This window comes from Antrihabitans stalagmiti, from assembly GCF_016482825.1.
Classification (GTDB): domain Bacteria; phylum Actinomycetota; class Actinomycetes; order Mycobacteriales; family Mycobacteriaceae; genus Antrihabitans; species Antrihabitans stalagmiti.
In genome coordinates this window covers 537,315-557,907 of the sequence record NZ_JAEMNV010000001.1, presented here as the reverse complement: position 1 = coordinate 557,907, position 20,593 = coordinate 537,315, and the positions used below count along the sequence as shown (strand labels likewise).

Genomic DNA, 20,593 nt, shown 5'->3' with positions numbered 1-20,593 from the left:
AGCCCCTTTCGTCCCTAGGATATGTCTCAGACAGTTTAGAGGCAGCGGACGCATCGGTCCATATGCCTGACTTGTGCAGGAGGACAAGCGTGCACGAAGGCGACGAAGCTGGCTCGGTGTTGCGGTTCGGACGCGCCGGCGATGTTCCGGTGCGGCCGGTGGTGCGCTCGGCGAGGCTGGCGAGTATCCCGCTCGGTTTCGCCGGCCGCCGAGTCGCAGCGACGGGTAAGCGGATGATCGGTCGACCTCGAGTCGAAGTAGATGCCGAACTGCACGCCCGCACCGCACGCCACATGTTCGAGGTGCTCGGCGAGCTGCGGGCATGCGCGGCGAAACTCGGACAGTTCCTGTCGATCTACGAACTCGTCCTTCCTGCTCAGATCGCCGCACCGTATCGAGTTGCCCTGTCGCAGTTGCAGGAATCGACACCTGCAATGTTGCCGAGCGCGGTTCACGCGGTGCTTGCTGAACAATTGGGCGAAGGCTGGCGCGGGTTGTTCCGCGACTTCGACGACAGGCACGCCGCTGCAGCATCCCTCGGCCAGGTGCATCGAGCCGTGTGGAACGACGGACGGACCGTCGCCGTGAAATTGATGTACCCGGGGGCGCGGGAAGCTGTGGCAGGCGATCTGAGGCACTTGAAGCGGGTCTCGTGGCTGGCCAGTCCTTTTCTGTCCGGCGCCGACATTCGGGGCATCGTCGACGAGTTGTGTCTACGCATCACCGACGAATTGGACTACGAACTCGAGGCCGCCAATCAGCGGCGCTTCGCCGCCGCGTACGCGGGCAGTGCCGATTTTCTCGTTCCGGCCGTTGTGCACCAGTGCGGCGAGGTCCTGATCACGGAATGGGTTGATGGCAAGCCACTTTCGCAGGTCATCGCGAACGGCCACCAACGCGAGCGGGACAGGGTGGGTGAGCTCTTCCTCCGATTCAACCTGACAGGGCCGGCGCAGTGCGGGCTCTTCTACGGCGATCCGCACCCCGGGAACTACCGCGTCACCGCTGATGGTCGACTCGCCGTCTTCGACTTCGGAGCCTGCGCCGAACCGCCGCTGGGATTCACCGAGATGGCGGCGGATCTACTTGCCGGCATCGTCGGCGGCGATCCGGACATCATGGCGGCGAATGCTCGCCGGTACGGGTTCGTCGCGCCCGGCGTCGAGCTCGATGCCGCGGCCCTCGCCGACGAACTCGGTCTTTTCCGCGAACCTCTCGTACAGCCGACTTTTCGCTTCTCGACGAAGTGGTTGCGATCCGTTGTCCAGCACGTCTCCCAGCTGCATTTGAGCAACGTCAACAGACAGCTGACACTGCCCGCGAGGCTGACTCCGATCGGCCGAATGTTCGTCGCCGGCGCTGGGGTTTTGTGTCAGATCGGTGGCGAGGTGCGAGTTCGAGACGCGGTTCGGACGCTTGTGCCCGAGTTCGTCGAGGTGGCGAACACCGCACCGATCACCAGCATCCGTTCTTCAGATAATCACTAGCAACCTATCCTGACTGTCTGAGACAGTGCTTGCCGATTGGAACACTGGCCGATACAGTCCTCGTCGAGCCGACCTGATGTCGACGTACACGTCCCCGTGTGCAGCACAAGGTCACAACTGGCTCTCCGTCAACGACAAGGAGGACCTTGGTGCCAAGAAGACTGGTTTTAGCCGGAATGGTCGCGGTACTTTTCGCGACCGTGCCCGTGACGTCGCTAGCCGAGCCCGCGATCACACCCGAACCTGCAATCGACCCCGTGGTCTGTGGGTTGTGGGGCTGCACCGATGAGCCACCTCTATTGCCCGTCGACTATCCCGTCGCAGTGCCCCTGCCCGAAGCGCCGCCAGGTGGCTGGACGACGGAGAACCCACCACCTCGATCGGAAGTCCTGTACTGGCAGGACTTCGACTCGGACGGAGTAACCAACTGGGCCGACAACTGTGTTCTCGTCCCCAATGCGGATCAGACTGCAGCGATCCGCCCTGCCGGCGCACCGGATCCCGTCAACTCGAGTTCGCATGCATTGGCAAAGGAGTGGAAGGCCGCCAATCCCGGCGCCATGTACCGCCTGTCGGACGAACTCGGCGAGGCCTGCTCGAACTACAACGACAACTGGCGCCGCACGATGATGGCGTTCCGCGTCTCCAGCAACGACCGCAAGAAGGACATCTTCCGATTCGCCGGCCAGAGCGGGCCGATGTTCGGCGACGACACGTTGACCCTCGCAGTGCCCACGTGCTCGCGTCTCGACACGATCATGAACATCTTGGAGTGGGGATTCCACCTCCCCGAGGGGATCGTCGCCAATGCGCTCAAGGCCATTCTGACACCCGCGATCACCGACCACTTCGGTTGCAGCACAGGCGTGTTGGCACGTGTTGCCGAGGAGCTCGGCCACTGGTGTGGGCCGGAAAGCGCCTCTACACACCGACCAACGAAGGCGGGGCGATCACCAACCGGTTCTTCGCTCCTGTCACCGAAGTCGGCGTGTTCGACCCTCTGATCAAGGCGATGCCGTGGCTGTTTCCCGGCGGCACGGGACAGACCGTTCAGGGTCGAGTGCGCAACGATGCCCGATCGCCGTGGGACGGTCGAAACTCGACGGCCATCGACTGGCGCACAGTGTCCGACACCGGAATCGGGCTGCAGGGCAACAGATGGCCGATCACCGATCAGTCGCTGAGCGATCTGCTCAACGCGATGATCGGGCTCGGCAAGGTCGCGGGTCCCGGCATCGAAGGCCAGATCATTCGTGCCCTACCGATCGCACTGGGCGAGATCATGAAGATGATCCCCATTGTTCGTGACCTGGACGTCGACTACCTGATCTACGACTCGTGCCGCGCGCTTCAAGAAGGGTTCACCCCGTGCACGGCAGAACTGGCACTGCATCGTCCGGCGGACGGCGCCACCCGCTGGTTCCAGGAGGGTTGGATGCCATTCAGCACCGTGGATCCGGACATCCTGCATCAGACCAACTGGGAGTTGAACAACTTCGACGAGATCATGCCCGCGTTCTACAACCTGCCACCGAATGTCGGCATCGACAATTGATGCAGGTTCCCGCAGGAACCTGCGCCCCCGTCATGGGGTGCAGGTTCCTCCGGGCCGGCTCAGATAGCGCAGGAATCACCTTCGCAGTTGGGTGCGGCGCCGCTGGTTGTGACGAGGGTCAGCGGCGCCCGCTCCGACCAGGCCTGCTCGAGGGTCTGCAGGACGATATCGGCAGACTGCGCGCCCGATACTCCGTACTTTTCGTCGATCACGAAGAACGGCACGCCTCTGATGCCGTACTGGCGAGCCTGCTGTTCGTCGGCGCGGACTGCGTCCGAGTAGCGGTCGCCCTCGAGGACCGCGTCGACCTCGGCGGCGTCGAGACCGACTTCGATCGCAAGCACACGCAGCGCCGAGTGGTCCGATGTGGCCAGGCCCTCGGTGAACGTCGCGCGGTCCAAGCGTTCCTTCAGCTCGTCCTGAACGCCGTGTTCCAGTGCGAGGTGCAGGAGACGGTGGGCGTCGAACGTGTTGCCCGGCCGTGCGAGGTCGAATCGGAAGTCGAGGCCTTCGGCCGCAGCTGTTGCTGTCAGCCGGTCGGTCATGGTCTGCGCTTCGGCGACCGAGACGCCGTACTTCGCTGCGATGCGCTCGGCATGGTTGCCCTGCTCGGCAGCGCTCGGCGGCGAATTCGGGTCCAGTTCGAAACTGCGCCAGACGAGTTCGATCTCGTCGCGATGCTCGAACCGGGTCAGCGCTTTCTCGAAACGCCGCTTTCCGACGTAGCACCACGGGCAGACAACGTCGGACCAGATCTCGACCTTCATACTCATGTTCGGTTCAACAACACGGGTGCGGCAAAAGATTCCGTCGGCAGGTCCCCAGCTGCCGACCCGCTAGGCTGGCCGACCATGCGCTCCAAGATCACGATTGCGACCATAGCCACAGCCCTTGCCGTCACGCCGATGTTGGCCGGCTGCGGATCGGACGACGATTCCTCTGCCGCTGCGACAACTTCACGTGCTTCGGCTGCAGCGAGTACGACGAAAACGTTCGACACCGTATGCACCGCCGACGACGTCGTTGTCGATGGCGAACCTGACTCGAGGCCCGAGATCACGATTCCGGACACGTGCGGGCCACCGACGCAATTGCTGACCAAGGACCTCACCGCAGGTACGGGCGCAGAGGTCGTTGCCGGCACCGACGCGACCGTCCAGTACCAGCTCGTGACGTGGTCGGACAAGGCGGAGAAGGACGCGTCCTGGGACCGCAATACGCCGTTCACCGTCGAGCAGGTCGGTCAGGCGCCGGTGATCGACGGGTGGAACGAGGGTTTGATCGGGATGAAAGAAGGCGGACGTAGGTTGCTGGTCGTGCCGCCGGAACTCGGTTACGGCAAGGGCGGCAACGGCATCAAGCCGAACGAGACGCTCGTGTTCGTGATCGACGCGGTCGCGGTGAACTAACGCTCCCAACATCGAACAAGTCGGTTGCCTCCGGCTTTCTTCGCCTCGTACATGGCGAGGTCGGCCGGGGCAAGGACGCCCTCGAAGGTGCTGTACTCCGCTGGCGAGTCCAGCGTGGACCTGGTCAGGATCCACGCACCCGTGCTGGCTGTGATGGGTAAGCGGTCGTCGCTGCAGTACACGGCGTTGTGGATGCGTTCGGTCGTCGCGTCGATGTCGGTGGGTCGGCACAGCAGAACCACGGTGAATTCGTCGCCACCGAGTCGGCCGACCAGTCCGTGCGCTGGAACGACATCGGCAAGCCGTCGGGCCACGGCGCGTAATGCGAGGTCGCCGCCGGCGTGGCCGTTCGCATCGTTGAGGCGTTTGAAGCTGTCCAGATCGATCACCATGACGACCGTGGCGAGGCCGTCCGTCGACGGTATGCCGAGCAGTCGCTGCGCTTCGTCCTCGACTCCGCGGCGATTGAGCAGATCCGTCAGCGGGTCTCGGTAGGAATCTCTGGCGTCCTCCTTCAGAAACGTGACCCCCACGTGCAATCCGAGCGGGACGAGCACGATCAAACCCATGAGGACGAGCAGCTGACCTGCAAGAACCGGTACGTCCGGATTGGGCCCGAGTGCGACATGGACGCCGACGGCGATGCAGATCGTCAGTGCCCACGCCAGGTGCGCGACGATCACACGCGGGCTGTGCAGCAGGGTCACGTACATGCCGATGACGACGAAAAGGCCGCAGCCAGGCAGCGCGGCGAGCCTCTCGTCGGTGCCGAACAGCACAGCGACGGCAAGGCCTAGCTCGGTCCAGCAAACGAACCACAGTGACTTGCGTTCGGTCGGCCACGGCATCGTCGGCCATCGCACTGCCGCATAGAAGGCGCTCAGTGTCAGCACGACGACGAACGCTCGGGTGGTCGGTGTGCGCGGACCGCTGTCGCTGAATTGCACGAGGACCGCGCAGATCCCGAATATCGCGCACCAGATGCCGATCGCAGCGCGAATCGGACCGCTCAGGGAACGCCGGTCCAGAAACGCGGGCAGCCACCCGTAATCGAACTCGGTCCGCCACCAGCGACGAACGTTCGATCGGAGCACACCCCACCTTCCCTCACCCACACCAACCAGCGCCCGACCGCGCAGAATGAACCTTACGAGGCTAGGAGTCGCCGGCCGTGCTTTTCAATGCTTCGGTGTCCGCGACGTGGGGTAATAACACTTGGTAGGCGGCCGTTCGCTCGGAAATGTACGCTTCCATCAATTGATGCATCGTTTGTGCATCACTAACCGGTAGCCTTGGTAACGAAGCTCGAAAGGGAGGCAGTCGTGAATCGGGAACTCTCGGCGGCGCACATCACCGATCCGGAGCTCGCTGCGTCCTACCGCGAATGTCGGCGTCTGAACGCGATGCACGGACGCACCTACTTCTTCGCTACCCGATTGTTGCAGCCCAGGCAGCGGCCCGCAGTGCATGCGCTGTACGGATTCGCCCGATACGCCGACGACATCGTCGACGAGCCCGACCCGTCGACGGGCATCGACGGCGTACGAGCAGCTCTGACGGAACTCGGCGACGCGTTGCAGGCCGGATTGGCGACCGGACACACGGACCATCCCCTGCTCGCTGCCGTCGTCGACACGGCGTCTCGGTACAGCATTGCGACGCCATTGTTCACGGACTTTCTGCATTCCATGCATATGGATCTCACCGTGACGGATTACCCGACGCGCGCAGATTTGCAGCGCTACGTCTACGGGTCGGCCGAAGTGATCGGGTTGCAGGTTCTTCCGGTACTCGAGACGGTCTGCGATCAAGAGGAGGCCGCCCCGGCCGCCGCTGCGCTCGGCGAGGCGTTTCAGCTGACCAACTTTCTTCGTGATGTGGCCGAGGATCTGCAACGGGACCGCGTGTACCTACCAGCCGACGAGTTGGCCGATTTCGGTGTCGACCGTGAGTTGCTCGAGTGGTGTGCGCAGTATCGAACGGTCGACAGCCGAGTACGTCGTGCACTGATCGAACAGATCGCGTTCACACGGTCGGTGTACGACCGCGCCCGGCCGGGCATCGCCATGTTGCATCCGCGGTCTCGGCCATGTGCCGCCACCGCACTGTCGCTCTACGGCGGCATCCTCGAGCGAATAGAAGCACTCGACTACAACGTCTTCGCAGGTCGAGCGCGAGTGGGCACCCCACGACGTCTTGGTCTCGCGGCCAAGGCAGTTACCGGTACAGCCTTCGCGCGCGTCGCGACCTCCCCCGCTCCCACCTCGAGGAGGCCGGCGTGAGCCCACCGATCCCGATGGTCGCAGAGCACGAAAAGCTCGCATCCGACGTCGATTCGCGGCAGGCATTCGCAACTTCGGTGCACGCCGTGTTGGCCGAGTTCTTCGAAACCCAGCAGGCGACGGTCGGTTCGGTCGGACCTGTTTTCGCCGACGCCGTCGAGGTGCTGAAAAGCTTCGTGCTCAACGGCGGTAAAAGGGTGCGGCCGTCGTTCACCTGGGCCGGATGGTTGGGCGCAGGCGGTAGCCCCGACAGCGATCGGGCAACGGCAGTTCTGACCGTCGCCGCGGCGCAGGAGTTCATCCAGGCAAGCGCACTGATCCACGACGACGTGATGGACGAATCAAGCACCAGGCGCGGCGCACCGTCGGTCCATGTCCAGTTCGCGAACCGCCACCGTCGCGGCAAGTGGGAGGGCGACTCCCGAAAGTACGGCGAGGCAATCGCGATCCTGCTCGGCGATCTCGGTCTGTGCTGGGCCGACGACATGCTGCGGTCGGCCTACCTCCGGATGGACGAGCACAAGCGGGTTGCGCCGGTGTGGTCCGCCATGCGAACCGAAGTTATCGGCGGTCAGGTTCTCGACATCGCGACGGTTGCGGAGCGAGACGAGTCCGAAGCGGCCGCGTTGCGTATCGATCGGTACAAAACCGCTGCGTACACGGTGGAGCGCCCGCTACATCTCGGCGCTGAATTGGCAGGCGCCGGACCCGATCTGATCCGTGCGTATCGCCAATTCGGTGTCGACATCGGTATTGCGTTCCAACTGCGCGACGACCTTCTCGGTGTCTTCGGCGATCCGGCAGTCACCGGAAAACCGATCGGCGATGATCTACGCGAAGGAAAGCGAACGGTACTGCTGGCGCTCGCGTTACAGCGAGCAAATCCGAAGGAGTCCGCGCTGCTGCGGCGCTGCATAGGAACAGCGATGTCCGACAACGACCTTGCACGAGTATATGAGGTACTACGAACAACCGGTGTTGTGGAGGACCTGGAACGCCGGATCGAACGATTGACCGACCGCGCAATCGTCGCATTGGAGACGTCGGAGGCCACGCCGACCGCTCAGCGACTGCTCCGTGGCATGGCACTGTCAGCAACCCGGCGAGAGGCATGACGAGTAGATGAGTTTACGGACTGTTGCAGGACCGACCGACCGAGTCGTCGTCGTCGGTGCAGGGCTCGCAGGACTTTCTGCGGCACTGCACCTTCGCGGCGCAGGACGTGATGTCACGCTGCTGGAACGGGCAGCAATCGTCGGCGGTCGGGTCGGTGTCCACGTCGCGGACGACTACTCGATCGACTACGGCGCGAGTGTGCTCACCATGCCCAATCTGATCGCAGAAGCGCTCGCGGCGGTCGGGGCTACCTTCGAATCCACTGTGCCGCAACTACAACCGATCCCGTTGTCGCCCGCTTACCATGCCCGCTTCGCCGACGGCACGTCGATCGACGTGTACTCCGATCCCGAGCTCATGAGCGCAGAGGTCGAAAAGAAGTGCGGGACAGAGGAAGCCACACGTTATCGACGGCTGCGAAGCTGGCTCTCTGACATCTTCGACGCCGAGTTCGGGACCTTCATCGACGCCAATTTCGACTCGCCGCTCGACCTGATCGCGGGTCGCACCGCGGCGAAGGACTTTCTGCAGTTGTTGCGGATCGGTGGGTTCGGACGTCTCGGTCCGCACGTCGATCGCTTGATCAAGGATCCGAATCTGCGTCGCGTGTTCACCTTCCAGGCGCTCTACGCCGGCGTCGCCCCGGCCAAAGCTCTTGCCGCGTACGGCGCGATCGCGCACATGGACACCTCGCTCGGAGTGACGTTTCCGGCAGGCGGAATGCGAAACATCGCCGCAGCGATGGCAGATGCGTTCACGACTGCAGGAGGCACCCTCGCAACCGGTACGTCCGTCGCGAGCATCGAGTTCGACGGTCGACGTGCGCGATCAGTGGTGTGCGACGACGGCAGCCGCCACGAGTGCGACGCGCTCGTATTGACGCCCGACCTTCTGGTCACCGACAAGTTGCTCGAGCCGATCGGGCTACGGCCACGACGTCGCGTCCGCGTATCGCCGTCTGCTGTCGTTGTGCACGGGACAGTGCCGATCGAGGTCGCACAGGGTTGGCAGGCGCAGTCGCACCACACGATCGACTTCGGTGCCAAGTGGGACGGCACTTTCGACGAGATCATCGCGAAGCGCGGACGCGGAAAGGTGATGTCGGATCCGTCGCTGCTGATCACTCGGCCCGCCCAGACGGATCCGTCCCTGCTTGTTCGCCGCGGTGAGGCTGTCTACGAGCCGGTTTCGGTACTGGCACCGTGCCCGAACCTCGTGAGTGCACCGCTCGACTGGGAAACATTGCGCGACCCCTACGTCCGTGAACTGCTGACGACGCTGGAAAGCCGCGGCTACAAAGGTATTTCGGACAACCTGCAGATCGACCGCATCGATACGCCGAAGACCTGGCTCGACGCCGGGATGGTTGCGGGTTCGCCGTTCTCCTCCGCACACGTGTTCCGCCAGACCGGCCCGTTCCGCCGCCGGAACCTGGTGCGTGGCAGCGACAACATCGTGCTCGCGGGATGTGGCACGACGCCTGGCGTCGGCATACCGCCGGTTCTAATTTCCGGAAAGCTGGCAGCCGAACGTATTGCGGGGCCGGTATCCTCACAGGCAGCAGCACCATCGGCGTCGAGCGCAACCGGAGGGAGCTGACGTGGACAATTGGCAGTACCTGATCGTGATGGCGTTGTGTGTCGCGGTGACTATCCCGCTCGAGTTTCTCGGCGCGCGGGTCTATCGAGATCCCGGCACCGCGCTGCGATCGATTCTGCCCGTTGCCGCCGTCTTTCTCGTGTGGGACGCCATCGCGATCGCCGGCAGTGTGTGGTCCTACAACCCACGCTACGTAACTGGCTTCGACCTCCCCTTGGACATTCCGATCGAGGAGTTCGTGTTCTTCCTGGTCATACCGCTCTGTGCACTGTTGACCTACAGCTGTGTCGAGGCGCTGACCGATCGCTGGAAAACGTTCGTGGCTCGACGTAACACGATGGAGCGCACCTCGTGACCGGCATCGGCTACACACTTCCTTCCCTCGTCTCGATCGTTGTCGTCGTGGCGTGGGAACTGACCTACCTGCGAACGGGACTCTTCCGTAAAAGCACGTACTGGGCGACGATGGCGATCGTCTTCGCGTTTCAGATTCTCGTCGACGGCTGGCTCACGAAGCTGAGTGCGCCGATAGTGCTCTACTCGCCCGACCACGTGAGCGGGATCCGTTTCCCATGGGACATCCCGATCGAAGATTTCTTCTTCGGATTCTCGATGATCACGGCCACGCTGTTGCTATGGGAACACCACAAGAAACGAAAGCCGAAGCAACAGAAAATGATTCAGACAACAAACGAGGCCGACGCATGACCGTCGGTGCATCGGGCCTGCCACGCGATGCCGTCCCCGCCGCGTTCGATGTCGGCGCGAAGTCCTACGACCGCCTCGTCGGTGCCAATCCCGGCTATCACGCTCATCTACGGATGTCGGCGCTGCGGCTGCGACTCCCCCGCGATGGGGCCGGACTGCGGTTGCTCGATGCCGGTTGCGGCACAGGAGCTTCCACCGCAGCCCTACTGGCCGCCGCACCGTTGGCCGACATCGTTGCGATAGACGCCTCGTCGCAGATGCTCGCGCAAGCGAAGGCAAAGGACTGGCCGGAGTCGGTCCGCTTCGTCCACACGACTGTCGAGGACATGGCAGAAGCGGGCGTGCAGGGGCCGTTCGACGCAATCCTTGCTGCCTACCTGCTTCGCAACGTGGCCGATCAAGGTCGCCAGTTGCGGGCGTTCCGCAACATGCTCGCGCCGGGCGGCACACTCGCGGTGCACGAATACTCGGTTCGAGACTCGGTTGTCGCCCGTGCCATCTGGAATGCGGTGTGCTGGAGCATCATCATTCCCCTCGGCAAGGTCACGTCCGGTGACGCGACGCTCTATCGGCATCTGTGGCGCAGCGTCTCGGACTTCGACGGCGTTGCGGCATTCGAAAGGCGCTTGCGTACAGCCGGTTTCGACGGTGTGCGCACCGAACCGATGACCGGGTGGCAGCGCGACGTCGTTCACACGTTCCTGGCAGACGTCCCGACCCGCGAGGGATCATGACGCGTTCGATAGGTCGCGATCGCCGGTTGGTAACCCACCCCGCTGCCGGCGGGTCCGAGGATGCCCGGACTCTGGCTCGGCGTCCACACGTTGTGGTCGTCGGCGGCGGCATCGCGGGTCTCGCCGCAGCAACCGGTCTCGCCGAGCGTGGTGTCAGTGTCGAAGTGATCGAGCGCGAGTCGTACCTCGGCGGCCGCGTCGGTGCGTGGTCGGAACGGACGGACGACGGTGCCGACGTCTCGATGAGTCGTGGCTTCCACGCGTTCTTCCGGCAGTACTACAACCTGCGCCAACTCCTACGCCGTACCGACCCGCAGTTGCGTCGGCTGACTGCGCTGGAGGACTATCCGCTGATCGACGCACATGGTCGCGTCGACGGGTTTCGTGGATTGCCTCGAACTCCACCGTGGAACGCGATCGCGTTCGCATTGCGCAGCCCGACCTTTCGGGTGCGCGACCTCGTCAAGATGAACCCCCGCGCGGCGGCTCCGTTGGCGATGGTCTCGGTGCCGGAGATCTTCCACCAACTCGACAACGTCGACGCAGAAGCATTTCTGCTGAGCATCAACTTTCCCGAACCGGCCAGACATCTTGCGTTCGACGTGTTCTCGCGGAGCTTCTTCGCCGCGCCGACCGACATGTCGGCCGCGGAGTTGGCGACCATGTTCCACATCTACTTCCTCGGCTCGAACGAGGGACTTGTGTTCGACGTGCCGGAGAGTGCATTCGACACCAGCCTCTGGAATCCGCTGCGCGCGTACCTCGAGCGCCTCGGCGTCGAGTTTCGAATGGACACAACGGTGTCGAGCATCGAGGCGACCGCAGGCGACACCTTCGTCGTCGAACACGACTCGGGCAGCACCACCGCCGACGGAGTCGTCCTCTCCACCGACGTCGGTGCGTTACGTGGCATCGTCGAGCGCTCACCCACGCTCGGTGACCCAACGTGGCGTGATCAGGTCGCGCGGCTTCGGTCGGCACCGAAGTTCCTTGTCGTTCGACAGTGGTTGGACCGGCCGGTCGCCGAGACTCGTTCGCCGTTCCTCGGAACAGGCGGTCTGCCACCGCTGGACAACATCAGCATCCTCGACAGCTACGAACGCGAAGCGGCGGAGTGGGCGCGGACAAAGGGTGGCACTGTCGTCGAATTGCATGCCTACGCAGCGCATTCCCACGAGAGCGGCAAGACCGACGGCGAAATTCGGGACCAACTCGTCGCACGTCTGCACAAGCTCTATCCGGAAACGGCCGACGCCAAGGTGGTCCACGAATCGACGCTGTGGCGCGAAGATTGTCCCTTGTTCGGACTCGGCGATTTCGCAACACGGCCGACGGTATCGACGCCACACTCTCGACTTGTCCTGGCAGGGGACGGTATTCGCATCGACCTGCCTGTCGCGTTGATGGAACGGGCCGCAACAACGGGCTGGCGCGCTGCGAACGTCCTGCTGTCGAGCTGGAAACTTGCCGGCCACGACACGTACACCGTTCCGACCAGTGGGCGCTCACGGCCGCTGCGCTGGCTCGGAACACGAGCAGCCAAGGAGCGCACATGAGCAAGTCACGCTGGGCCGACAAAGTGCCGCTACGGGCGATTCCGCGGATCGACTGGGCCTCGCAGAAGACGACCTACCGTGAAGCGCGACCAGACTTGATCGCCGCGGCGGCCGAACGAGCGCACAAGCGCCCGTCCGGAAACTGGTACGTCATCGGCGCAAGTCGGGAGGTCCGCTCCGACCGACCCTTCGGCACGACCGTCGACGGCGTCGAGGTCGTTGCGTGGCGAGCCGAGGACGGCGGGCTCCTGGTCGGTCCGGGCGCTTGCCCGCACCTGGGTGCTCCGCTGTCACTCGGCAAAGTCGACTGCGGCACCCTTCGTTGCCGTTGGCACGGATTGGCACTGGACTCGAAAGGTGCCTACGGCTGGAAGCCGTTTCCCAGCTACGACGACGGCATCCTCGTCTGGGTCCGACTCGACACCGTCGGCGGTGAAGAACCTCTCGACGCGCCCATCGTGCCGGAGCGACCGAACGAGGCGACGAGTATCGACGCCGTGGCAACCGTCGTCGGCACCTGCGAGCCTTACGACATCGTGGCCAACAGGCTCGACCCATGGCACGGAGCATGGTTCCATCCGTATTCGTTCACGCGGCTCGACGTCCTCAGCTCGCCACCGGTGATCGAAGATGGCGACAGCGACGACCGCTTCCTCGTTGCGGTCACATTCCGCCTCGGGGGTCGGATCGGAGTGCCGGTCAAGGCCGAATTCACCAGTCCGGATCCGCGAACGGTCGTGATGCGAATCGTCGAGGGTGAGGGCATCGGCAGCGTCGTCGAAACGCACGCCACCCCGCTCGGACCCGGCCCCGACGGCCTACCGAGGACCGCGGTGATCGAAGCTGTCGCAGCGGATTCGGCGCGGCCCGGCTTTGCTGTCGCGCGGAAGGCACAAACGTTGCTGCGCCCACTGATGCGTCGGTCCGCCGCGCGGTTGTGGCGTGACGATCTCGACTATGCGGAGCGCCGCTACCTGCTGCGCGCCGGCCACGTCTGAGGCGCTGACCCTCTAGATCTGCACGGGCGCCGGATCGGGGCTCGGACCTGGCGGGGCGGGCGGCGTCGGTGCAGGAGCAGGCGTCGGATCCGGGTTGGGAGCGGGCGTCGGCGTCGGCGACGGTTCGGGCGTCGGTGCTGGATCCGGCGCTGGAACGGGATCGGGCACAGGTGACGGCTCCGGCACCGGGGTGGGCTCGGACGGACTCGGCGGTGTTAGTGGTTCGGTCATGTAGGTGACCTACCCGGTGGCCGAAGAGCTCAACCGTGTTCGGTCTCGTCGGAGACCGAGTTCGTCTTCGCCACTGCCCCTGTTGCATCGAGCCTGTGCAGCACCTCGTCGACGATCACCGGATCCGCACCGCGCTCGTTGCGGGCAGAGACAACTTCGACTCGCGCGGCCGTGAGCAGTTCCGCTTCGACCCGCGCCAGATGTCGGGCTTGCTCGGTACTGGTGACAGGGAATTTGTGGTCGTCGTCCTCATCGGGGTCGAGCCCGAGCTTGTGCCACATCGTCGTTGCGTCCTGATAGGCCTGCTCCAGTAGCTTTTCGTCGACGGACTCGGTGCCACGCAACTCGTCCAGCCTGTCGAATCCGGCGTCGCGAGCGCGTCTCATCACCTTCTGTTCCGATGCGCTGCGATGCGACGCAGAGGTCTGCACACCGAGGCGACGAACCAACAGCGGCAAGGTGAGACCCTGCACGAGAAGGGTCACGATGATCACGACGAACGCAATGAAGATCAAGCGGTCGCGTTCGGGAAAACCTTCGGTCGGCAGCGCAAGTGCAGCGGCCAGCGTCACCACCCCGCGCATGCCTGCCCACGAGGCGACGGTCATCTCCTGCCAGCCGACGGGTTCAGCGTCGCGCCCTCTCCGCCGACGAAATTTTTCCTCCAGATAGCCGACCATGAAGATCCACACGAAGCGGACCACGACGACGACGGCCGTGATAGCCAGCGCCTGACCGATGAGCACCGTCACATCACCCGGAACACTTTCGGCGATGACCCGCAATTCCAAGCCGACGAATGCGAAAGCTGCTCCGGTGACGAGAAGTTCGACGATTTCCCACGTCGTTCCGGCCGCGAGTCTGGTCGCCGCGGATTCCTTGTCTGCGTAGCGACTCAACGCAAGGGCAAGGGTGACAACGGCGAGAACACCACTGCCGTGCGCTTCGTCAGCGGCGACGTAGGCGACGAACGGCACGACGAGAACGAGGGCTGTGCCCGCCGGATGCGCTGGCAGCCTGTTCAACAACCAGCGGGTAGCAAGCGCGATCAAGAGCCCGATCGCGATGCCGAGTGCAATGGCAAGGAGGAGCTGCCCACCGGCCTTGACGGGTGAAAACGCTCCGGTTGCGACAGCGGCGACAGCAACCTCGTACAGGACGAGCGACGTTGCATCGTTGGATAGGCCCTCACCTTCGAGAACGGTCTGCAAACGACGGGGCAGCCGGAGCCCACGGGCGACGGTCGTAGCGGCGACCGGGTCCGGCGGTGCGACGAGCGCACCGAGTGCGATCGCGGCAATCAGCGGCAGTCCCGGTACAAGTGCTTGCAGGACAACTCCGACCACAAGTGCCGTCACCCCGACCAGCGCTACGGCAAGCAAGCCGATCGCGCGACGGTTGTCCAGAAATTCGCGCCACGAGGTTCTGCGAGCGGCAGCGAACAACAACGGCGGAAGCACCAGCGGCAGAATGAGATCGGGGCTGATGTCAGCTCTGGGCAAACCCGGAACGAAGGCGATCAACAACCCGAAGACGAGCAACAGCACCGGGTAGGGCACATTCCACCTGACTGCCAGTGGCGACAAAGCAATCGTCGCGGTCAACAGCACAAGCAACAACGTCAACTGGCCCATCATCGACGGATACCCAGTGGAGTGAGATCCAACAGTGACAGTTGTCGCTACCATGGCGGGATGCCGAGCGCACCCGCCGAACCGCGCACAGTCGTGCCGCTGACCGGGCAGGACGCGCGCTGGGAGAAACACAACACCGATCGTGAAAACCGCATTCTGCAAGCAGCGGTGGAACTGATCGAACTCAGCGACGCCGGAGCGGACGTCACGATCGCACAGATCGCGGAACGCGCCGGATTGGCCAAGTCGGTGCTGTACCGACGATTCACCGGCCGTGACGAATTGGATCGTCGGATCAGATCGTTCATCGCCGCCCAACTGAGCGCGGCCTTCGACTCCGAACTGGACTACACGCAGGGCACGATTCGGCAGATCATCTCGCGAACGATTCTCGTTCTGGTCGACTGGGTGTCCGATCATCCGAAGCTGGTCGAATTCATGCGGACCGGACCGTCTGCGGATGACGACGATCTCGATGCCGTCAGCAGCCTCGCGAAGTCCGTTGCCCGCAGGGCCAACGAGATAATGTCAGCACTGGCAACATCGATCGGCATGGCGGACAATGATTTTCAACCATTGACGTCGGCACTCGTCACCATGACGGACGGTAGTGTTCGGCAGTGGATCCGCGACCCCGACGTGACCATGAGCCGGGGTTCCATGGTCGACACGCTGACGTCCTACGTCTGGTTCGTCGTCGACGGTGAGATTCGAGCGAGAGGTCTCACCGTCGATCCCGACATGCAAGTGCTAGCGGTGATCAGCGCGTTGTTGGGTCCGCAGCCGCCGTCCTGATCACCAGTCTCGACGCTTGGGCTCGCCGCGATAGCGTGCCGCGGGTCCGTCGATGTGGAGAACCCGCCAGGCGAAACGGGCAACAGGGTTCATCAGCCCGAGTTCTTCGGTCAACATTCTGACATCGCCGAAGTAGCCGGCCAAGATTTCACGGGACGCGGGATTTCGCCAGAATGCTTCCCTGATCACATGCGACGGGATGCCGAGTTCGCGAGCGAACGGTCGCGGCGGAACCATGATGGCACCGGCAAGAAATCGCATGATGAACGGCACCCAAAGGGAGAGCAGAGCCCTGCTGATCGGATCCTTGTCGGGAACTCTGGCGCGCACGAATTCGTAGGCGAAGGAAATATGTCGCGCCTCTTCGGCGATGTGGATTTCCATCGTCCGCAGCAGTGCCGGCGGGACCGAACGTCCTTCGCGAATGAGGTCCTTCTGATAGTGGTCTATCGGCTCTTCCCCGGCGAGAATGCCGTAAAGAAATGCCACCGGCATTGCGGCGCCGATCAAAGGCCAGACCGGCGATGTGCGCCGGTATAACCACCGCATCCCTGGAACATCCACGCCCATGCGGTTGATCAGTTCCTGAAACATCTGGATGTGATTGCACTCTTCGGTTATTTCGTGCATGCAATACCGAAATTCGGTCGAGCCGTTGGGCATTCGCATGGCAGTTTGCACGAGCCCACGGATGAGAACGCTTTCGAAGAACAATCCCACTTTGGTGACGTTCGCTTGCCTCGCAAATCCGATTGCGATTCGACGCTCTTCGCTCAGTGCCTGATACCAGGGATGCGCGCCGAGCGGATCCGATATCGGCGAGAGGATCCACCGCGGATCGCCGGCGTCGATCGCAAACTCCGGCGAGTCCCAATCGATGTCGCGATAAGGATCGAAACTGCGATGAACGGATCCGGCGGACAAGGTCTGGATTCGCGCGAGGTACTCGGGATCGGAGGCTCGTTCTACGTACGGAGCAGGGGGCATTTCGGTTCGTGTAGGCCTGGACGGTATCGACAACGTCATCGGTGTCTCACTTTCTGTCGTCGCCCAGGCTAGTGGGACATCGCGTCCCAGACAAGTGCCTCCGAGTGGGATCTCGCGTACCAGCCGCTCGTCGCGGTCAGACCGCTCCGTCGCCACTTCCGCAGAGGGCGAGCGCGGCAGCCTCGATCGTTTCCTCGGAGAGGAGCACTCGCAGCGCTGCATCGCCGAGTGGGATGAAGCTGTCTTCGGATGCAACTCTGACGATGTCACCGTCGAAGCCACCGGCGACGAGGTCGGTGACGAGCCCCTCGCCCACTCCCCCGGAGCGGCGGGTCTCGTCCACGATGAGCACACGTCCGGTCGCGTTGGCTTCGCGAAGGAGGTCGGCCGTCGGCAACGGTACGAGCCACCGTAGATCGACGACGCGGACCTCGATGCCGACGTGTGCAAGCCGTTGCGCCACGCGAAGACTCATGTAGACGCCGTTGCCGAAGGTCGCGATCGTCAGATCCTTGCCCGAGCCGTACACACGTGCCGAACCGATGGGAACGTGCGTTGCACCCCACTCCTCCACGCTCGCATACGGCGCCGACCACATGGCGTCACCTTCTGTGTGCAGATCCCGAACATGGTAGAGCGCAATGGGTTCGAGGTAGACGCACGTCGTGCCGTCAACCTGTGCGGCCGCCGCGCATGTTCGCAGCATCGCTGCTGCGTCGTCGGGTCGTGCCGGTGACGCGACGACGATGCCAGGAATATCTCGCAGTGCGGCGACGGCATTGTCGTTGTGGAAATGGCCACCGAAACCCTTCTGATAGCCGTAGCCCGCAACTCGTACGACCATCGGGTTTCGGTACAGACCGCCCGAGAAGAACTTGAGTGTCGCTGCCTCACCGCGGATTTGGTCGGCGGCGTTGTGCAAGTAGGCGAGGTATTGAATCTCCGGTATCGGCAGCAGGCCCGATACGCCCGCGCCGAGCGCGACGCCGAGTATCGACTGCTCGTCGAGAAGCGTGTCGAAGACCCGCGCCGGACCGACCTTCTTCAGCAGCCCTCGGGTAACGCCGTAGACACCACCCTTCCGGGCGACATCCTCACCGAAGACCAGCGAATTCGGATGCTGGCCAAGGATGTCCAGCAACGCGCGGTTGATCGACTGTGCCAGAGTCAGCCGATCCTCCTCGGGCGCGGGTCGTCCAACGCCTCGAGGAAGAACTGCCGCGGCGACCTTGTTCGGGTCGGGCAGTTGCAGCGGCATCATGATGTCGGCGGCCGACTCCAGTCGCGGCCGACCGGTGGCCTCACGCGCCAACTTCGCGACGTCGTCGCGCTTGGCTTCGTAGCGGTCGACCACGTCCTGTGACGTATAGAGACCGGCTGTGACCAGAAGTCGAGCAGTAGCGAGCAGCGGGTCTCGTCGCTGGTCGGCGGCGATTTCGCCTGGAACTCGGTATGCGGCTTCGAGATCGGATCCGGCGTGTCCCATCAGCCGTACGGTCCGCAGGTGCAGAAACGCGGGACGGCGTTCGGACCGAACGAAAGCGGCTGCTGCAGTAGCTGCGTCGTACGCGGACGCGATATCGCAACCATCCGCGCCGAAGTAGGCAAGACCGTCCCGATTGCCGTACGTCCGCTCGATCCAGCCGGACGGCGTCTTCACACTGATGCCGATGCCGTTGTCCTCACACACCAGCAACAGTGGCAGCGGCACACCCGAATACGCGGTGTACAGCGCGGCATTGATCGCACCTACTGCCGTCGAATGGTTCGCAGACGCATCGCCGAAGCTGCAGACGGTAACCGAATCTTGGGGCCACGCGGCGTCGACTCCCAACTTCGGTGCCCGGCACGTTGCAAAGGCGACACCGACAGCGCGCGGCAAATGTGATGCGATGGTGGAGGTTTGCGGTATCACGTTGAGGTCGTGGCGACCGAAGACCTTGTGTCGGCCGCCTGCAATCGGCTCGTCGCGCGCCGCAACGATGCCGAGCAGAATATCTCGGAGCGGATTGTCGAGCGGACCGACAACACTCCCCTGCCGCGCCCGCTCGAGGAAGAATGCGCCCGAACGGTAGTGCAGCAGTGCGGGATCGGTGAGCCGAAGTGCCCCGGCGACCGCGGCGTTGCCTTCGTGACCCGACGATCCGATCGTGTAGAAGCCTGCCCCTTCGGCACGTAGCGATCGGGCGGCGAGGTCCAGGTGCCTGCTACCTAGTTGAGCGTCGAAAAGTTCGGCGCACCGGCTCACTGTCAGCGACGAACCGTCCCTGATCGGATCGCCGTGCTTACGCGACTCGACCTCGGCATGTCGAGGCAGCGCTGCGATGGAGTCGAGGAAGAGCGTGTCGATCAGCTCGGCCATAGGGTGCTCCTCGCAGAGATCGGCGTCGCGTCCAATCTACGCACAGGGGCTACTACCTGACCGCGGACAGCACCCCGGCTGCAGGATCGTGGCGCGGCACGCTGCGGCGACGACCGAGCGGGGCATCGACGCTCGCCTGCGGTCGCAGGACTCCGGCCGATGCGTCGATGACGCGACCCACCGTCGAATGGTGCAGGCGCAGCTCCCGCGCGATCTGGGTCTTGGACAGGTCGCGCTCATAGCGGAGACGCAAGATCTGTGCGACCTCAGCCGCCGGGCGGGTCGTCAGCTGATCGCGGGTCATGTCCGCCGCGACGTGATCCCACGAATCCTGTTCGACCACAACTGGTTGCTCGACTTCCGGAGTCGAAACCGAGTGCTGTTCGTCGGCCGTCGGCAGCTCGGGAGCCGGGTCGACAAGCGCTTCGACGGGTGCTTGCTCCGGAGCCTGCCGACGGACCGGAGCTGCCACTCGGACTTTCGACTGGAAGAGCACCGCGATTCCATGGGTTGCAGCGAGTAGCGATATCGGTGCTGCGGTCGCAATCGCTGCTGCAAGTAACGGTGGCAGTACGGCGGCATCGGTCACGACCGCATGCAACGCGTTCGACGCGATGCTGACCATCGCGGACACGGCGAGTACGGACCAGAAGAACCGGCGCCCACTGCGCTGCTCCTCGTACGGCGCAAGCGCGACAACAGAAATGGTGGCCTGCAGGATCGTGCCGTCGACGACGACAGGCCACAGCCACGACAGCTCCCGCGGGAGTCCGGCGAGCGTAGCCAAGTCCCAGAGCGCGGAAAACGAGAGGACGAAGCTGGCCGCCACTATCACGACGGTGATCACTACGGCTGCCCACAGGGCAACCCGCAGCACCAGCGGCGGCGCTGAAGAGCTTGTCTCCGAATTCGATTCGACGTCTGCGGTCACGGGTCTGTCCTCCCGAATGGCGTGTTGCCAACGTTGGGTGCGGGTGTAAGGCACCGGGGCACGCAGAAGTGCGTTTGCGCGGTGCTGGGTCACCGGCTCGAAGCGACGTTGCAATGGCCGACTGCACCAATCGTTCTCGCTCGACGGCCGCTGCGAACGCTGACACGCCGCGGTGATCGACGCCGCGCCGACGACACGCCCGAACGGTC

General features: G+C 63.8%; 20 protein-coding genes. 13 read left to right on the top strand and 7 right to left on the bottom strand.

Annotation, left to right across the window (positions count from 1 at the left end; genetic code table 11):
- The first annotated feature begins 89 nt into the window (after positions 1-89).
- From JGU71_RS02490 to JGU71_RS02480, 3 genes are all read left to right on the top strand, one after another.
- Positions 90-1,487, top strand: a complete 1,398-nt coding sequence (locus tag JGU71_RS02490; protein ID WP_199701615.1) for an ABC1 kinase family protein — start codon at positions 90-92, stop codon at positions 1,485-1,487.
- Positions 1,488-1,636: 149 nt separating this feature from the next.
- Positions 1,637-2,491, top strand: a complete 855-nt coding sequence (locus tag JGU71_RS02485; RefSeq protein ID WP_199701613.1) for a thrombospondin type 3 repeat-containing protein — start codon at positions 1,637-1,639, stop codon at positions 2,489-2,491.
- The gene (locus JGU71_RS02480; protein ID WP_199701611.1) at positions 2,476-3,042 is read left to right on the top strand and encodes a hypothetical protein; all 567 of its coding nucleotides are present in this window, start codon (positions 2,476-2,478) and stop codon (positions 3,040-3,042) included. The genes JGU71_RS02485 and JGU71_RS02480 overlap by 16 nt, the downstream gene beginning before the upstream one ends.
- Before the next feature lie 59 nt (positions 3,043-3,101).
- Here JGU71_RS02480 and JGU71_RS02475 read toward each other — a convergent pair whose 3' ends face one another.
- Complete coding sequence (locus JGU71_RS02475; protein ID WP_233528576.1) at positions 3,102-3,815, bottom strand: DsbA family oxidoreductase; 714 nt, start codon at positions 3,813-3,815, stop codon at positions 3,102-3,104.
- Between the two features lie 78 nt (positions 3,816-3,893).
- Here JGU71_RS02475 and JGU71_RS02470 point away from each other — a divergent pair, with 78 nt between their 5' ends.
- Entirely contained in the window at positions 3,894-4,451 is a 558-nt protein-coding gene (locus tag JGU71_RS02470; RefSeq protein WP_233528575.1) for an FKBP-type peptidyl-prolyl cis-trans isomerase, read from the top strand.
- On the opposite strand, the gene JGU71_RS30330 is transcribed toward JGU71_RS02470, so the two are convergent.
- Entirely contained in the window at positions 4,448-5,545 is a 1,098-nt protein-coding gene (locus JGU71_RS30330; RefSeq protein ID WP_199701609.1) for a GGDEF domain-containing protein, read from the bottom strand. The genes JGU71_RS02470 and JGU71_RS30330 overlap by 4 nt on opposite strands.
- Before the next feature lie 228 nt (positions 5,546-5,773).
- Here JGU71_RS30330 and JGU71_RS02460 point away from each other — a divergent pair, with 228 nt between their 5' ends.
- From JGU71_RS02460 to JGU71_RS02425, 8 genes are read left to right on the top strand one after another with little or no spacing between them, the layout of a single operon-like run.
- A complete protein-coding gene (locus JGU71_RS02460) occupies positions 5,774-6,733 on the top strand; it encodes a phytoene/squalene synthase family protein (RefSeq protein ID WP_307829464.1) in 960 nt (319 codons plus the stop codon).
- Positions 6,730-7,848, top strand: a complete 1,119-nt coding sequence (locus JGU71_RS02455) for a polyprenyl synthetase family protein (protein ID WP_307829463.1) — start codon at positions 6,730-6,732, stop codon at positions 7,846-7,848. The genes JGU71_RS02460 and JGU71_RS02455 overlap by 4 nt, the downstream gene beginning before the upstream one ends.
- A gap of 7 nt (positions 7,849-7,855) precedes the next feature.
- A complete protein-coding gene (gene crtI, locus JGU71_RS02450; protein ID WP_199701608.1) occupies positions 7,856-9,448 on the top strand; it encodes a phytoene desaturase family protein in 1,593 nt (530 codons plus the stop codon).
- A 1-nt stretch (position 9,449) separates the two neighbouring features.
- Positions 9,450-9,803 (top strand): lycopene cyclase domain-containing protein, encoded by a 354-nt coding sequence (locus JGU71_RS02445; protein WP_199701606.1) that lies wholly within the window; start codon positions 9,450-9,452, stop codon positions 9,801-9,803.
- Positions 9,800-10,156, top strand: coding sequence for a lycopene cyclase domain-containing protein (locus JGU71_RS02440; protein ID WP_199701604.1), 357 nt, complete (start codon positions 9,800-9,802; stop codon positions 10,154-10,156). Before JGU71_RS02445 ends, JGU71_RS02440 begins: the two co-directional genes overlap by 4 nt.
- Complete coding sequence (locus tag JGU71_RS02435; RefSeq protein ID WP_199701603.1) at positions 10,153-10,890, top strand: class I SAM-dependent methyltransferase; 738 nt, start codon at positions 10,153-10,155, stop codon at positions 10,888-10,890. The genes JGU71_RS02440 and JGU71_RS02435 overlap by 4 nt, the downstream gene beginning before the upstream one ends.
- Complete coding sequence (locus JGU71_RS02430; protein WP_199701602.1) at positions 10,887-12,446, top strand: FAD-dependent oxidoreductase; 1,560 nt, start codon at positions 10,887-10,889, stop codon at positions 12,444-12,446. The genes JGU71_RS02435 and JGU71_RS02430 overlap by 4 nt, the downstream gene beginning before the upstream one ends.
- Positions 12,443-13,444, top strand: a complete 1,002-nt coding sequence (locus JGU71_RS02425; protein WP_199701601.1) for a Rieske (2Fe-2S) protein — start codon at positions 12,443-12,445, stop codon at positions 13,442-13,444. Before JGU71_RS02430 ends, JGU71_RS02425 begins: the two co-directional genes overlap by 4 nt.
- Positions 13,445-13,456: 12 nt before the next feature.
- Here JGU71_RS02425 and JGU71_RS02420 read toward each other — a convergent pair whose 3' ends face one another.
- Positions 13,457-13,675, bottom strand: coding sequence for a hypothetical protein (locus JGU71_RS02420; protein ID WP_199701595.1), 219 nt, complete (start codon positions 13,673-13,675; stop codon positions 13,457-13,459).
- A 29-nt stretch (positions 13,676-13,704) separates the two neighbouring features.
- Positions 13,705-15,312: a Na+/H+ antiporter gene (locus tag JGU71_RS02415; RefSeq protein ID WP_233528573.1), complete on the bottom strand. Its 1,608-nt coding sequence runs from the start codon at positions 15,310-15,312 to the stop codon at positions 13,705-13,707.
- A 57-nt stretch (positions 15,313-15,369) separates the two neighbouring features.
- Here JGU71_RS02415 and JGU71_RS02410 point away from each other — a divergent pair, with 57 nt between their 5' ends.
- Positions 15,370-16,104 (top strand): TetR/AcrR family transcriptional regulator, encoded by a 735-nt coding sequence (locus JGU71_RS02410; protein WP_199701593.1) that lies wholly within the window; start codon positions 15,370-15,372, stop codon positions 16,102-16,104.
- Here the strand turns inward: JGU71_RS02410 and JGU71_RS02405 are convergent, their stop codons facing one another.
- From JGU71_RS02405 to JGU71_RS02395, 3 genes are all read right to left on the bottom strand, one after another.
- Positions 16,105-17,091: an AurF N-oxygenase family protein gene (locus tag JGU71_RS02405; RefSeq protein ID WP_233528572.1), complete on the bottom strand. Its 987-nt coding sequence runs from the start codon at positions 17,089-17,091 to the stop codon at positions 16,105-16,107.
- A 136-nt stretch (positions 17,092-17,227) separates the two neighbouring features.
- On the bottom strand, positions 17,228-19,453 hold the full coding sequence (locus JGU71_RS02400) for a thiamine pyrophosphate-dependent enzyme (protein ID WP_199701591.1): 2,226 nt from the start codon (positions 19,451-19,453) through the stop codon (positions 17,228-17,230).
- Positions 19,454-19,505: 52 nt separating this feature from the next.
- The gene (locus JGU71_RS02395) at positions 19,506-20,384 is read right to left on the bottom strand and encodes a DUF2637 domain-containing protein (RefSeq protein ID WP_307829462.1); all 879 of its coding nucleotides are present in this window, start codon (positions 20,382-20,384) and stop codon (positions 19,506-19,508) included.
- Between the last annotated feature and the right edge of the window lie 209 nt (positions 20,385-20,593).